The sequence below is a fragment of the Agreia sp. Leaf335 genome, assembly GCF_001423605.1.
Lineage (GTDB): Bacteria > Actinomycetota > Actinomycetes > Actinomycetales > Microbacteriaceae > Agreia.
In genome coordinates, this window is record NZ_LMOQ01000002.1 from 795,086 (window position 1) to 808,868 (window position 13,783).

At 65.7% G+C, this 13,783-nt stretch carries 13 protein-coding genes; 3 read left to right on the forward strand and 10 right to left on the reverse strand.

The window, feature by feature from the left end:
• Nucleotides 1-7: 7 nt before the first annotated feature.
• From ASF79_RS09760 to ASF79_RS09770, 3 genes are all read right to left on the reverse strand, one after another.
• The gene (locus tag ASF79_RS09760; RefSeq protein WP_055854242.1) at nucleotides 8-1,456 is read right to left on the reverse strand and encodes an MFS transporter; all 1,449 of its coding nucleotides are present in this window, start codon (nucleotides 1,454-1,456) and stop codon (nucleotides 8-10) included.
• A 143-nt stretch (nucleotides 1,457-1,599) separates the two neighbouring features.
• The gene (locus ASF79_RS09765) at nucleotides 1,600-2,388 is read right to left on the reverse strand and encodes an IclR family transcriptional regulator (RefSeq protein ID WP_055854245.1); all 789 of its coding nucleotides are present in this window, start codon (nucleotides 2,386-2,388) and stop codon (nucleotides 1,600-1,602) included.
• A gap of 35 nt (nucleotides 2,389-2,423) precedes the next feature.
• Entirely contained in the window at nucleotides 2,424-3,482 is a 1,059-nt protein-coding gene (locus tag ASF79_RS09770; RefSeq protein ID WP_055854247.1) for a D-2-hydroxyacid dehydrogenase, read from the reverse strand.
• A gap of 89 nt (nucleotides 3,483-3,571) precedes the next feature.
• Between ASF79_RS09770 and ASF79_RS09775 the strand changes: the two genes are divergently transcribed.
• Both ASF79_RS09775 and gndA read left to right on the forward strand, forming a co-directional pair.
• Nucleotides 3,572-4,504 (forward strand): NAD(P)-dependent oxidoreductase, encoded by a 933-nt coding sequence (locus tag ASF79_RS09775; RefSeq protein ID WP_055854250.1) that lies wholly within the window; start codon nucleotides 3,572-3,574, stop codon nucleotides 4,502-4,504.
• Nucleotides 4,505-4,545: 41 nt separating this feature from the next.
• A complete protein-coding gene (gndA, locus tag ASF79_RS09780; protein WP_082466153.1) occupies nucleotides 4,546-6,012 on the forward strand; it encodes an NADP-dependent phosphogluconate dehydrogenase in 1,467 nt (488 codons plus the stop codon).
• Nucleotides 6,013-6,067: 55 nt separating this feature from the next.
• Here gndA and ASF79_RS09785 read toward each other — a convergent pair whose 3' ends face one another.
• The 4 genes from ASF79_RS09785 to ASF79_RS09800 form a co-directional block, all read right to left on the reverse strand.
• A complete protein-coding gene (locus ASF79_RS09785; protein WP_055779994.1) occupies nucleotides 6,068-6,847 on the reverse strand; it encodes an amino acid ABC transporter ATP-binding protein in 780 nt (259 codons plus the stop codon).
• The gene (locus ASF79_RS09790; protein WP_055854254.1) at nucleotides 6,844-7,812 is read right to left on the reverse strand and encodes an amino acid ABC transporter permease; all 969 of its coding nucleotides are present in this window, start codon (nucleotides 7,810-7,812) and stop codon (nucleotides 6,844-6,846) included. The genes ASF79_RS09785 and ASF79_RS09790 overlap by 4 nt, the downstream gene beginning before the upstream one ends.
• Before the next feature lie 5 nt (nucleotides 7,813-7,817).
• Nucleotides 7,818-8,708: an ABC transporter substrate-binding protein gene (locus ASF79_RS09795; RefSeq protein WP_055854257.1), complete on the reverse strand. Its 891-nt coding sequence runs from the start codon at nucleotides 8,706-8,708 to the stop codon at nucleotides 7,818-7,820.
• 70 nt (nucleotides 8,709-8,778) lie between these two features.
• Nucleotides 8,779-10,428 carry an amidohydrolase gene (locus ASF79_RS09800; protein WP_055854260.1) on the reverse strand — a complete coding sequence of 550 codons (1,650 nt, stop codon included), beginning with the start codon at nucleotides 10,426-10,428 and terminating at the stop codon, nucleotides 8,779-8,781.
• A 119-nt stretch (nucleotides 10,429-10,547) separates the two neighbouring features.
• Between ASF79_RS09800 and ASF79_RS09805 the strand changes: the two genes are divergently transcribed.
• The gene (locus tag ASF79_RS09805; protein ID WP_055854264.1) at nucleotides 10,548-10,916 is read left to right on the forward strand and encodes a hypothetical protein; all 369 of its coding nucleotides are present in this window, start codon (nucleotides 10,548-10,550) and stop codon (nucleotides 10,914-10,916) included.
• 25 nt (nucleotides 10,917-10,941) lie between these two features.
• On the opposite strand, the gene ASF79_RS09810 is transcribed toward ASF79_RS09805, so the two are convergent.
• The 3 genes from ASF79_RS09810 to glmU are packed head-to-tail and all read right to left on the reverse strand — an operon-like array spanning nucleotide 10,942 to nucleotide 13,642.
• Nucleotides 10,942-11,196 carry a mycoredoxin gene (locus ASF79_RS09810; RefSeq protein ID WP_055779981.1) on the reverse strand — a complete coding sequence of 85 codons (255 nt, stop codon included), beginning with the start codon at nucleotides 11,194-11,196 and terminating at the stop codon, nucleotides 10,942-10,944.
• A gap of 27 nt (nucleotides 11,197-11,223) precedes the next feature.
• Entirely contained in the window at nucleotides 11,224-12,201 is a 978-nt protein-coding gene (locus ASF79_RS09815; RefSeq protein ID WP_055854267.1) for a ribose-phosphate diphosphokinase, read from the reverse strand.
• A gap of 1 nt (nucleotide 12,202) precedes the next feature.
• On the reverse strand, nucleotides 12,203-13,642 hold the full coding sequence (glmU, locus tag ASF79_RS09820) for a bifunctional UDP-N-acetylglucosamine diphosphorylase/glucosamine-1-phosphate N-acetyltransferase GlmU (RefSeq protein ID WP_055854270.1): 1,440 nt from the start codon (nucleotides 13,640-13,642) through the stop codon (nucleotides 12,203-12,205).
• Nucleotides 13,643-13,783: the final 141 nt, after the last annotated feature.

Here is a 13,783-nt window from a genome sequence, read left to right on the forward strand (position 1 = left end):
GCGCGCGTCAGCGTGACGATCGGGCGAGGTGTTCCTTCTTCGAGACCATCGCGGTGGGGCGGGTGCGCACGTCCTCGTCGCTATCGAGCACGGCGTCCTGCAACCGCGTCAGATCCCGGCCCCGGGTCTCCGGAGTGATGAACGTGGAGCCCAGCGTGATGGCGGCCAGAACGAAGACGTAGATCGCGAGCGGCCACCAGGCTCCGCCGGTGATCGCGATGAGCCACGCTCCGAGAACGGGCGCGAGGCCTCCGGCAAGAACCGCACTGAGCTCGCGCGAGGTGGCGACGCCGATGTAGCGGTGACGGTTGCCGAAGAGTTCCGGCAGCATGGCGCATTGAGCACCCAGCATGGTGTTCACGCCGAATCCGATGGCGACGGCGATCACGACGATGACGACCACGGGGTTGCCGAGCGACAACAGCCACCAGCCGGGGAAAGCGAGCACGAGCAGGAACGCTGCTCCGAATCGGTAGACCGGAAGCCGTCCGAACCTGTCCGACAGATGTCCCGCGAAGGGCACCGAGACCATGCCCACCAGGGAGCCGACGGCGACGGCCAGCGGGCCGATCCACGCGCCGATTCCGATGGTGCCGACCACGTAGCTCACGGCGAGCGTGTTGAAGAGGTACGAGCCGCCGTTCTCCGCCATCCGCAGACCGATGCCGCGCAGAACCGAGGGGAAAGAACTGGTGAAGATCTCTTTGAGCGGGCTGTCGGCGACCTGCTCCTGCTTCTCGAGTTGCACGAAGGTCGGGCTCTCGCGCAGTCGGAGCCTGATGAAGAGCGCGACGCCGATGAGCACGATCGAGGCGAGGAACGGGATGCGCCAGACACCCGAGAGCAGCACCTCGGTGGGCAGCGTGCCGAGGTAGACGAAAACGCCGGCCGCGAGAAGCGTTCCAGCCTGGATGCCGATGAAGGGCAGTGCGGCGAAGAAGCCTCGACGGCGGACGGGCGCGTACTCGGCCATCAGCACCGTTGCGCCTGCCTGCTCGGCGCCGGCCCCGAAGCCCTGCAGCAGACGCATGAGGACGAGGAGGATCGGAGCCCAGATGCCGACCTGCTCGTAGCTCGGCAGAACGCCGACGAGCGTCGACGCGCCGCCCATCAGCGCGATCGTCACGAGGAGAACCCACTTGCGACCGAGACGGTCTCCGATGGTTCCGAAGAAGATGCCGCCGAGCGGGCGGGCGATGAACGCCACACCGAATGTGGCCATACTCGCCACGAGACCCACGGCGGGATCGAGATCCGTGAAGAAGACCTTCGAGAAGATGAGCGCCGAGGCCAGCCCGTAGAGGGCGAAGTCGTAGTACTCGAGGGCGCTTCCCACGCTCGAGGCGAGGGTGGCTCGACGGAGATTAGCAGCGTAGTCGGGATCGTCGGATGCCCTGGCCGGTGTGGATTGATCGTTCGTAGTCACGGTTGTTCTCCTCGCTTGGAGACACCTCATACGGTGCCTACGAGAAGTCACCGTTGATTTCGAGGCGTCGACCTCAGCGGGCTGCTTTGCCCGCCGAGACCGACGCTAACATCCTGCTGAACAGAGTTCAACATTCTGAACGAAATATTTATCGCTCACCTTTACGGCAGCCGTCAGGCGACCAACAGAGGTCGCGTCAGCTCGTCGGCCGCCACCCGCAGCGCCTCCAGAACGTCGCCCCTCTGCTCGGGGGTGTCGCCCGGATGCACGAGCGACGCGCCGATACTGAACGACGGTTCGCCCACTCTGCTTGACGGAATGAGCACGGCCAGACCGAGCACGCTGAGATGGATCTCCCCGTCATCGACGGCGTACCCCTGCACCCGCGTCTCCTCGAGCTTCGCCTGCAAGGACTCGAGATCGGCGGTCGATCGGTTCGTGAGGGTCACGAGATGACTGGGCTCTCTGAAGAGGTCTTCTATGCGTCGCGGATCGAGTTCCGCGAGCAGGGCGGTGCCTACCGCCGTCGCGGATGCGGGATAGCGGTCCCCGACGCTCGCGGAGAGAGGAAAGCGCTCGCGCCCCTCGTAGACGGCGAGGTAGAGAACTCGCGCCCCGTCGAGCATCGCTATCTGCACCAACTGCGAGCGAAGCACCTCGGACTCTTCGCAGATGCGATAGAACTCCCGGATCTGATCGAATCCGGCGAGGTACGCGCTGCCGAGCTCGACAGCGCGCCGACCCAGCAGAAAGCCACCCTCCGTGCGTCGCACGAGGCCACCCTCCTCGAGGGAGGCGCACAGATTGGAGGTCGACGACTTGGCGATACCCAGCTCGCGCGCGATATCACTCAAGGCCCTGGCACGCCCGGGGGTCTCCGCGAGCAGATCGAGGATCTTGACCGCCTTCACGACCGCGGGAGCGAGTGCACCCTTGTCGGCCTCGGTGTCTGGAACAGCCATCGTCTCCCCTTCGACTCGGACTCGTGGCCCGTCGACTAGTAGAACTCGACCGTATCAACCCGATTGATCAGATCCTCGCCATCGAGGTAGCGCCGTGCATTCTCGGCGAAGAGCTCGGCGATGAGCCTGTCCTCCTCGGAGTTGACGGCGGCGGTGTGCGGGCTCACCAGCACTCGAGGAGAATCCCACAGCGGGCTGTCCGCTGACAGCGGCTCCGACGCGAAGACGTCGAGCGCTGCGAAGCCGATACGCCCGTCGTCGAGGGCGGCGACGAGGGCCTCTTCGTCGATGACGGTGCCGCGGCCCACGTTGACGAGAGTGGTTCCGGGAACCACACTTGCGAGGACGCGCGAGTCGATCATCTTGTCGGTGGCGGCCGTCCCCGGCAGCGTGACGACGATTCCGTCGACTCGGGCCACGACCTCGGCCAGGTCATCGGGATGAACGATCTCGTCGACGTGCTCCACGGGCGTCGCGTGCCTGCTCGTGCCGATGACGCCGGCTCCCATGGCCTTCAGCTTGCGCGCGGTCTCACGCCCGATACTGCCGAGGCCGACGACCAGGATCGTCTGCTGCGCCAGGTGCTTCATGTTCCACCTGTCGGTCCAGCGGTGCTCGCGTTGCTGCTGCTGCAATCGCGGAAGCGTCTTGGCACCCGCGAGCAGGCCGAAGACGGCGAACTCGGCGAGCGGGCCGACATGCACGCCGGCCGACGAGGTGACGGCGACCCGCGCGAGCTGCTCGTCGGTCAATCCGGCCTTCTTCACCTGACCACCCACACCGGCGGGCATGCCCTGAACCCAGCGGAGACCCGGATTCGCATCGGCGGCGCGCTTGAGCGCGGTGGCCGATTCGTCGGGCAGTCCATAGAGCGCCTCTGCACTGTCTATCAGCGATTCGAAGCGCTCCTGCTGCTCTGGAGTGCGCTCGAAAGAGGGGTCTCCCGAGTGATCTCCCGGAAATCGCATCGGGGGCAGAAGCTCCTGATCGCGGATGAAGTCGATGCGGGGCTCGCGCGCCACGACCATCTCGATGAGCTCTTCGCTGATCGGGGTAGCCGCAACGACACGGAGTCGATGGTCTTCTTGAGTCACGTCGTCGTCCTTAGAAATCCGTAAACTTGTCGGACGTCCAGTCTATCCAGCTATTCACTACTCTGAACAGAGTTCTATATGCTGTTCACATGTCAACGGTGCATACAGCTTCTTCCGCTACAAGGAATCCTGATACCCGGCTCTCGATCGGCATGATCGGTCTCGGCAACATGGGAACGCCCATGGCGTTGAACCTCCTCGCCGCATTCCCCGGCTCTCTCACGGTCACCGCTCGCTCCCGTGATCGGGCCGCTGCCGCCTTGTCGGCGGGTGCCGCGTGGGCCGACACCTCGGCCGAGATCGCACGCGCGAGCGACGTCGTCATCCTCATGGTCCCCGACCTCCCTCAAGTCGACGAGCTCCTGTTCGCCGAAGGGGGCCTGACCGAGGCACCGACCACCTGCGTGGTCGTCGTCTGCTCGTCCGTGTCGCCCACAGGCATCCGCCTGACCGATGAGCGTCTGCGACAGCAGACCGACGGCCGGATGCGCATCGTCGACGCGCCCGTCTCGGGCGGAACCGAGGGCGCGGCGGCCGCGACGCTCTCGATCATGGTCGGCGGCGGCGAGGCCGATGTCGCCACCGCTCTACCCATCCTCGCGGCGTGCGGCACCCCGGTGCATCTCGGGCCCCTCGGTTCGGGCGACATCGCGAAGGCCTGCAACCAGCTCATCGTCGCGGCGACGATGGCCGCCGTCAGCGAGGCGAGCGTCATCGCCGAGCGCTCGGGGCTCGACCTCGACGCCCTGTTGACACTGCTGCAGGGCGGGTACGCGGGTAGCCGTGTCCTCGAGACGAAGAAGGACAGGCTCGTCGAGCGCGACTACTCCCCCTCGGGCGCCGCCCGCTACATGGTCAAAGACCTCTCGTTCGCCCATGCGGCGGCCGTCGAGACGGCCACGACGGCGCCGGTTCTGGATGCGCTGCGCGCACAGTTCGACGGCCTGGTCGCAGCGGGTCTCGGCGACGACGATCTCGCCGTCATTCACCGCTACATCTCAAGCCCCGAGCAACCCCGTTAGCTACGCTGTAGACGACGGAACAACACCTAGGAGACCAGACAGTGTCAGACACTTCAAGTTCGACGGCCACCGCCAACATCGGCGTGGTCGGCCTCGCCGTGATGGGCTCGAATCTCGCCCGCAACCTCGCCAGCCGCGAGGGCAACACGGTCGCCGTGTACAACCGCTCGCCGGAGCGCACCGACCTCTTGACCAGTGAACATCCGGAGGCCGAGTTCGTCGCCTCCAAGACGATCGAGGAGTTCGTGGCTTCACTGCAGAAGCCGCGTACCGCGATCATCATGGTGCAGGCGGGCAAGGGCACCGACGCGGTGATCAGCCAGCTCTCCGACCTCTTCGAGGAAGGCGACATCATCGTCGACGGCGGCAACGCGTTGTTCACCGACACCATCCGTCGCGAGAAGGCCGTGCGCGAACGCGGCATCAACTTCGTCGGTGCCGGAATCTCAGGTGGCGAAGAGGGCGCCCTGAACGGCCCCAGCATCATGCCCGGCGGTTCGGCAGAGGCCTACGAGACCCTCGGCCCCATCCTCGCCTCGATCGCAGCCGTCGCCGAAGGCGAGCCCTGCGTCACCCACGTGGGCACCGACGGCGCGGGCCACTTCGTCAAGATGATCCACAACGGCATCGAGTACGCCGACATGCAGCTCATCGCCGAGGCCTACGACCTGATCCGTCGCGGCACGGGCTACTCCCCCGCACAGATCGCCGATGTCTTCGCCGAGTGGAACACCGGCGAGCTCGAGAGCTACCTCATCGAGATCACCGCCGAGGTCCTTCGTCAGGTCGACGCGGAGACGGGCCGCCCGCTCGTCGATGTGATCCTCGACCAGGCAGGATCGAAGGGCACCGGCGTCTGGACCGTGCAGACCGCGCTCGACCTCGGCATCCCCGTCTCGGGCATCGCCGAGGCCGTCTTCGCCCGGGCCCTGTCATCGAAGCCCGCCCAGCGCGCCGCATCCAGCAGTCTGCCCGGCCCAAGCGAGACCGTGGCCGTCGACGACCCGGCCGCGTTCATCGAAGACGTGCGCAAGGCGCTCTACGCGTCGAAGATCATCGCCTACTCGCAGGGCTTCGACGCCATCGTCGCCGGCGCCGAGCACTACGGCTGGGACATCAAGAAGGGCGAGATCGCCAAGATCTGGCGCGGCGGCTGCATCATCCGGGCCCGCTTCCTCAACCGCATCACCGAGGCGTACGCCGAGAACCCTGGCCTCGTCGCCCTGGTCACCGCGCCGTACTTCACCGAGGCGATCGCCGGAACGCAGGATGCCTGGCGACGGGTCGTCGTGAGCGCGGTTCAGGCCGGAATCCCGACCCCCGCCTTCTCGTCGTCGCTCGCCTATTACGACGGACTGCGCGCAGACCGCCTGCCGGCATCCATCGTGCAGGGGCAGCGCGACTTCTTCGGAGCGCACACCTACAAGCGCATCGACAAAGAAGGCACCTTCCACACTCTCTGGTCTGGTGACCGCACAGAGATCGAGTCCGAGGGCTCCTCGCACTAGCCGACGCAAAAAAGCCCCGTGCCTGCTCTTCAGCGGGCACGGGGCTTTGTGTCGTCTAGAGGACCTTCGAGAGGAACGACTTCGTACGGTCCTGCTGCGGGTTCGTGAGCACCTCGCGAGGATCACCCCGTTCGACCACGACGCCGCCGTCCATGAAGACAAGAGAGTCGGCCACCTCTCGGGCGAATCCCATCTCGTGCGTCACCACGATCATGGTCATGCCGTCTTTGGCGAGCTGCTTCATCACATCGAGCACCTCGCCGACGAGTTCGGGGTCGAGCGCCGACGTAGGCTCATCGAACAGCATCAGTTTCGGATCCATCGCGAGTGCCCGAGCGATGGCGACCCGCTGCTGCTGCCCACCTGATAGAGAAGCCGGGTAGGCCTTCGCCTTCTCCGCGAGCCCCACCCGGGCGAGCAGCTCGAGCGCTCGCGCAGACGCGGACGCCCGGCTCTGCCGCTTCACCTGCAGCGGTGCCTCCATGATGTTCTCGAGAACGGTCAGGTGTGGAAACAGGTTGAAGCGCTGGAACACCATGCCGATGTCCTTGCGCTGCGCCGCAGCCTCCTTCGGTTTCAGCTCGTAGATCTTGTCGCCGCGCTGGCGATATCCGATCAGCTCGCCGTCGACCGTCAACCGGCCTCCATCGAGCTTCTCCAGGTGGTTGATGCAGCGGAGGAACGTGGACTTGCCCGATCCGGACGGCCCGATGACACACACCACCTCGCCCCGGTTCACAGTCAGAGAGATGTCTTTCAACACGGTGTGCGACCCGAACGACTTCACGACGCGGTCGGCGATCACCATGGGGCTGGATGCGAGGGGTTCGGTCATGAGGATCGGCCTTCCGTCGAGGTGTCCGGTTGCGCGGCGACAGGAGCCGTCGGGGTCGCGCCCACGAGAACGGTGGGGTTCTCCACGCCCGGTCCCACATCGACGAAGCGCGATCCGCGGGCGAAACGACGCTCGAGGAAGTACTGCCCGATCATCAGGAGAGAGGTGAAGAACAGGTACCAGATCGATGCCACGATGAGCAGCGGAATGGGATTGAACGTCTCTGCCGAAATATCCCTCGTGCGCGTGTAGAGGTCGGTCGACAACGGCACCGCCGTGACCAGCGAGGTCGTCTTGAGCATCGAGATCACCTCGTTGCCGGTGGGCGGAATGATCACTCTCATCGACTGCGGGATGATGATGCGGCGCATCGTCTGCGACCACGACATGCCGAGCGCGGTCGATGCCTCGCTCTGTCCAGGGTCAACCGAGAGCATTCCCGCCCGGACGATCTCGGCCATGTAGGCGGCCTCATTGAGCGCGAGACCGATCACGGCGAGCCAGAACACGCTGATCGCGTCTTGGGTGGTCCAGCTGAACAGCACATCGGAGCTGAAGGGCACCCCGACCGAGATGGTCTTGTAGATCGTTGCGAGCAGGCCCCAGAAGACCAGCTGCACATACACCGGGGTGCCGCGGAAGATCCACAGGTAGGCCCAGGCCACCGACTTCAGCACCGGATTGGGCGAGAGCCTCATGACGGCGAGAAGAGTGCCGAGCACGATCGCGCCCACCATCGCCAGCACGGTCAATTCGATCGTGACGAGCGCCGCCTGCGAGACGCGCACATCGAAGATGTACTTGCCCACCGCCGGCCAGTCGTACGCCGGGCGGAAGAATGCCGCGTCGACGACGAACAGCACGACGATGAGGATGATGACGACGGCTACGACGTTGCGCACCGGGTGCCGGAGCGGGATCGCGACGATCCGCTCCGGCTGACTCGAGGGTCCTGTGGTCTCCATGAGAGCTACTCCGTGGCGCCGTTGATGTCGATCTTGTCGATCGCGCCCTGCTCGACGCCCCACTTTGAGAGGATCTCCGTGTAGGTTCCGTCATCCATCAGCGACTGCAGCGCAGCCTGAAGCGCCTCCCCGAGTCCCGAGTCCTTCGCGATGGGCATGCCGTAGAGGAAGACCGAGTAGACCTCGCCCGAGGTGACGAGCTTGCCGTCCGACTGTGCGACGGCATACTGCGTCACGGGAGAGTCTGCCGACATCGCGTCGGCACGGCCGAGGGTGACCGCCGCCGTGGCGTCGTCCTGAGTGTCGTAGCCGAGCAGTTCAATCGGCTCCTTGCCCGCGGCGACGCAGGCGTCCGACTTCGCGGGGCCATCGTCGAGGGCCTCCGTCGTTCCGTTCTGCACGGCGAGCTTGATGCCGCAGGCGTTCTCAGGATCGATCTTCTTGTCGGCCAACGACGCCCACTGGATTCCCGCGGTGTAGTAGTCGATCATGTCGACCTGCTGCTGGCGTTCCTTCGTGTCGAAGAACGACGACAGACCCAGGTTGTACTTTCCACCGGTGATCGAAGGAATGATGTTGTCGAACTTGGCGATCTGGTAGTCGGTCGTCAGACCGAGCTTGGCGGCCATCGCGTCGGCCAGCTCGATCTCCCAGCCCGTCGGGTTGCCGTCGGCATCCTTGAATTCGTTCGGAGCGTAGGTGGCGTCGGTGCCGATGACGAGCTTGCCGGCCGATGCCACGTCTTCGGGAAGGAGCTTCGCTGCCGCGTCGTCTTTGGCGACGGCAGCGGCGGTGCCGCTCGACGCGGGAGTGGCGGGCTCGTTGTTCACGCAGCCGGTGAGCAGCAGGGCCGCGCTGGCCAGCAGAGCGATGGGGACGAGTCTGATCGATTTCATTAGAGCCTCATTCGGTGTGTTGATGGTGGTGATGATGCGATAAGGAGAAGCTGAGTGGGGACCGGCGTCATCAGAACACCCGACGGCCCCGGACCCAGGTCTCGCGGGTGCGGGTCTCGGAGATGAGTTCGGCGGGTGACGCGAAGGGGTCACGATCCACGACCACCAGGTCTGCATCGAATCCCGCCTTGATTCGTCCGGCGGAATCGTGGCCGTTGATGCGCGCCGACCCCGAGGTGTACGACGCGAGCGCCTGCTCGAGGCTGAGCGCCTGTGCAGGGTAGAAGACGCGGGGCGTGTAGTCGGCGTCGCCTGGAGGAAGCGTGCGATTGACAGCCACATGCAACGCGGCCCAGGGATCGGGCGTGGTGACGGGCCAGTCGCTGCCGGACGCCAGCTCTGCTCCGGCGCGCGCGAGGTCGGCGAACGGGTATTGCCACGCCGCGCGCTCATCTCCGAGGACCGGCAGGTTCAGTTCGATCATCTGCGGTTCGAAGCTCGCCCAGAGTGTCTGCAGATTGGCGGTCACGTCGAGCTCCGCGAAGCGAGGGACGTCGTGTGGATGCACCACCTGGACATGGGCGATGTGGTGTCTGTTCGCGCTCGGCCCGTTGCGTCTACGCGCCTCGGCGAACGCATCCAGAGCCTCGCGCACGGCGCGGTCACCGATAGCGTGAAAGTGAATCTGAAAGGCGAGCGCGTCGAGGGCAGCGACGTAGTCGCCGAGCACGGCGGGGTCGACGAAGGACAACCCCGACCCGAGCCCCTCCGCGCCGCATCGGCATCCGGCGGGAACGACGTAGGGATCGATCATCGCCGCTGTCTGGTTCTCGGGAATGCCGTCCTGCATGATCTTGATGCTCGACGCGGCGAAGCGTTCGTGCACGAGCTGATCGCGTCGCGCGACGAGCTCGGGGATCTGTTCGGCGCCCCTGTTGCGATCCCACCAGAGAGCCGCGACGACGCGGGCGGTGAGGTCACCGTTTCGCGCAGCACGCAGATACACGTCTCCCGTATCGCTGTGGTTACCGTAGTCACCCACGATCGCGTCCTGCCAGCCGGTGACGCCGACGGAGTGCAGGTACTGCTGAGCAGTGAGCAAGGCCGAGTAGTTGTCGTCGTCGGTGTCTTCCGGGATGTGCCGGGAGACAAGCAGCCGCGCGCCCTCCTGCAGCACTCCGCTCGGTGATCCGTCGGCGTGCCGCTCGATACGGCCGTCTATCGGATCGGGCGTGTTCCGGTCGATCCCGGCGAGCTCGAGCGCACGGGTCGATACCCAGGCGCCGTGATGGTCGCGGTTCGCGAGGAACACCGGTCGTCTGCCGACGACGGCATCGAGATCGGATGCCGCGGGTACGCCGCCGGGGAAAGCCGCGAGCTGCCATCCCCCGCCCAGAATCCACGGGAGCTCGGGGTGGGCATCGGCGTAGGAGCGGATGATCGCGAGGTACTCGTCACGCGTCGACGCCGGCGACAGGTCGCAGCGCATGCGCTCGAGTCCTCCCTCGATGGGATGGATGTGGGCGTCGGTGAAGCCGGGAAGGAGGAGGCCACCGTCGAGGTCGACCGTGCGAGTGCCGGGGCCGACCATACCGTCGATATCGGAACCCACGCCGATGATGTCCTTGCCCGAGATGGCCACTCGTGTCGACGAGGGCAGCAATCGCCGCCCGTCGAACACGGAACCATTCTCGAAGACGATGTCTGCCTGTGCTGTCACGTCTGGAGCCCTCCGATATCCAGAGCATAACTCACCGATGGCGACGGAATCAGTGCCGTAATGAAGTGTTTACAACCTGATCCGCAGGCCGGGCCGCCGGGTGAGAGACTAGACGGCAGATGTCCTCCTACTCAGACGAACCAGAACTCTCGGGCTACGTTCCGCACGGCGAACGGCCCATGAGAAGTGTGCGCATGCGCCGAGCGATGCGCATCGTCGTGATCGTCGGGCTCGTCTGTCTGGTACTGCCGGGCATTCTCACGACGGCGAGTTTCAGCCACGCCACCGCCGAGCGCGCCTGCGCGATCATCGCCCCCTACCAGGACCCCTCGACGCAGGGCTCGTCCGCGCATTTCGAGTTCTTCGGGGAAGGCGGCCTCGGGTGGCAGTGCTACACGGTGGGAGCCTACGGCGGCGACCGCAATGTCGCGCCACTCGGTCTGTTCCCGTCGATTCCCGTCCGGCCCGAGCCGGGCCAGGCGACCTAGACGGATCCACCTAGGTCAGATCCAGCTAGCCCAGACGCGTGACGACCTCGCGGGCCGAGGGATTCGTCGCACTCGTGCCGTCGGGGAAGATGACGGTCGGAACAGTCTGGTTTCCGCCGTTCAGCGACGCCACCAGCTCGGCGGTACCGTCTACCTCTTCGATGTTGACCTCGGTGTAGCCGATGCCCTGCTTGTCGAGCTGGGTCTTGAGCCGCGAACAGTAGCCGCACCACGTGGTCGAGAACATGGTGATGGTGCCGGCTTCGGGAATGTAGTCCATGCCTACGAGCCTACGCTCGAAAAAAGATCAGGCGTCCCCGTCGAACATGCTCGTCACCGAACCGTCTTCGAAGACCTCGTGGATAGCGCGGGCGATCAGCGGGGCGATCGGAAGGATCGTGAGCTTGTCGAATCGCTTCTCGGTAGGCAGAGGAAGGGTGTCGGTGACGACCACCGAATCGATGAAGTCGGACTGGAGGATCTCGGTGGCCGGATCGGAGAACACAGCGTGGGTGGCCGCGACGACGACGCTCAGCGCCCCCGCCTTCTTCAGCGCTTCGGATGCCGCAACGATGGTTCGTCCGGTGTCGATCAGGTCGTCGACCAGCAGACACACTCGGCCGCTGACGTCTCCCACGATCTCGTGCACAGAGACCTGGTTGGGAACGAGCGGGTCGCGACGCTTGTGGATGATCGCGAGAGGAACTCCGAGCTTGTCGCTCCAGATGTCGGCGACGCGCACGCGGCCCATGTCGGGAGACACGACCGTGAGCATCGAGGGGTCGAGCGCGGTGCGCATGTGCGCGAGGAGCACGGGCATGGCGAAGAGGTGGTCGACCGGGCCGTCGAAGAACCCCTGGATCTGTGCGGCGTGCAGGTCGACCGACATAATGCGATCGGCGCCGGCTGCCTTGAAGAGGTCGGCGACCAGGCGGGCGGAGATAGGCTCACGGCCGCGGCCCTTCTTGTCTTGCCGGGCGTAGGGGTAGAACGGGGCGACCACGGTGATGCGCTTGGCCGACGCACGCTTCAGGGCATCGACCATGATGAGCTGCTCCATGAGCCACTCGTTGATCGGCGCCGTGTGCGACTGGATCACGAAGACATCTGCGCCGCGCACGCTCTCGTCGTAGCGCACGTACAGCTCGCCGTTGGCGAACGTGCGGGCATCGGTGGGGAGCAGATCGGTTCCGAGCGCCGCAGCGACGTCGATGGCCAGCTGCGGGTGTGCACGACCGGATGCGACCAGAAGGCGCTTCTCCCCGGTAGAGGTGATGTCCGACAAATTAGTCTCCGCTCTGTTCTGACGCACGGTCTTCGGCGGCGATCGCCGCGGCGGTTCCCGGTCGGTTCGTGCTGACCCAGCCCTCGAGGTTTCGCTGTGGGGCCACGTTGATGGCCAATGCGCCGGCCGGTACATCCTTTCGGACGACGGTCCCGGCGCCCGTGTAGGCTCCGTCGCCAATTCTAACGGGGGCGACGAACACGTTGTGCGAACCGGTGCGCACGTGCGAACCGACGATGGTCTTGTTCTTGTTGACGCCGTCGTAGTTCGCGGTGATGGTACCCGCGCCGACGTTGGATGCGACTCCGACGGTGGTGTCACCGATGTACGAGAGGTGCGGAACCTTGCTGCCCGCACCGATCGTGGAGTTCTTGGTCTCGACGAACGTGCCGATCTTGCCGCCCGCCTCAAGGATCGTGTTGGGGCGCAGATAGGCGAAGGGGCCGACGCTGGCACCGGCACCGATGACCGACAGGGTCGCATCCGTGCGTTTCACCACGGCGCCCTCGCCGATCTCGCAGTCGACGAGAGTCGTGTCGGGGCCGATGACGGCGCCGGTCGCGATGACCGTGGCCCCGCGGATCTGCGAGCCCGGGAGGATCTCGACGTCGTTGGCGATGGTCGCCTTGAGGTCGATCCACGTCGTCGCGGGGTCGTGCACCGTCACGCCCGCCAGCTGCCATCCGCGCACGATGAGCGCGTTGAGCTTGGCGGCCGCGACGCTGAGCTGGGCGCGGTCGTTGATGCCCTCGACGAGCCAGGGTTCGGAGACCGGAACGGCCGCGACCTCGGAGCCCGCCTCGCGAAGCAGGCCGACGACGTCGGTGAGGTACTTCTCTCCCTGGGAGTTCTGCGTGTCGAGCGAAGCAAGCGTGTCGCGCAGCTCGGAGAGACCGAACAGGTAGACACCCGCGTTGATCTCGGAGATCGCGAGCTCGGACTCGGAGGCGTCGCGATGCTCGACGATGCGCTCGAGGCGGCCGTCGCCATCGCGCACGATACGGCCGTAGCCCGTCGCATCGTCGAGGAAGGCCGAGAGGAGCGTGGCCGAGGATGCGCCCGCTCGGTGCGACTCGATGAGGGCGGTGAGCGTGGCCGCGTCGAGCAGGGGCACGTCGCCGTTGACGACCAGGACCTCGCCAGTAAAGTCGGCCGGAAGTGCCGCGACAGCCTGCTCGACTGCTCGCCCGGTTCCGGGAATCTCGTCTTGATCGACGATCATGCCCCCGGGCAGCTGCTCGTCGATGACCTCGGCGAGCTGGTCGCGTTCGTGACGGACGACGGCGACCGTGTACGCGGCATCCATCTCACGCGCCGTCGCGAGCACGTGGCTCACGATCGGGATACCCGCGAGGGTGTGCAGAAGTTTGGGAGTGATGGACTTCATACGCGTGCCCTGGCCTGCCGCCAGGATCACGATGGCCAGGTGGGAATCGGTCAATGCTCTGCTCCGTTTTCTGGCTGCGGCACGGCGTCCGTCGTCGGCCGCGGTGCGGTTTGCGTCGCCTCAACGATACCGTCAGCGGGCTCGCCCTCGCTGCACTCGAACGCTGCGCGCGCACCCTGCGCACGGCATACTTGC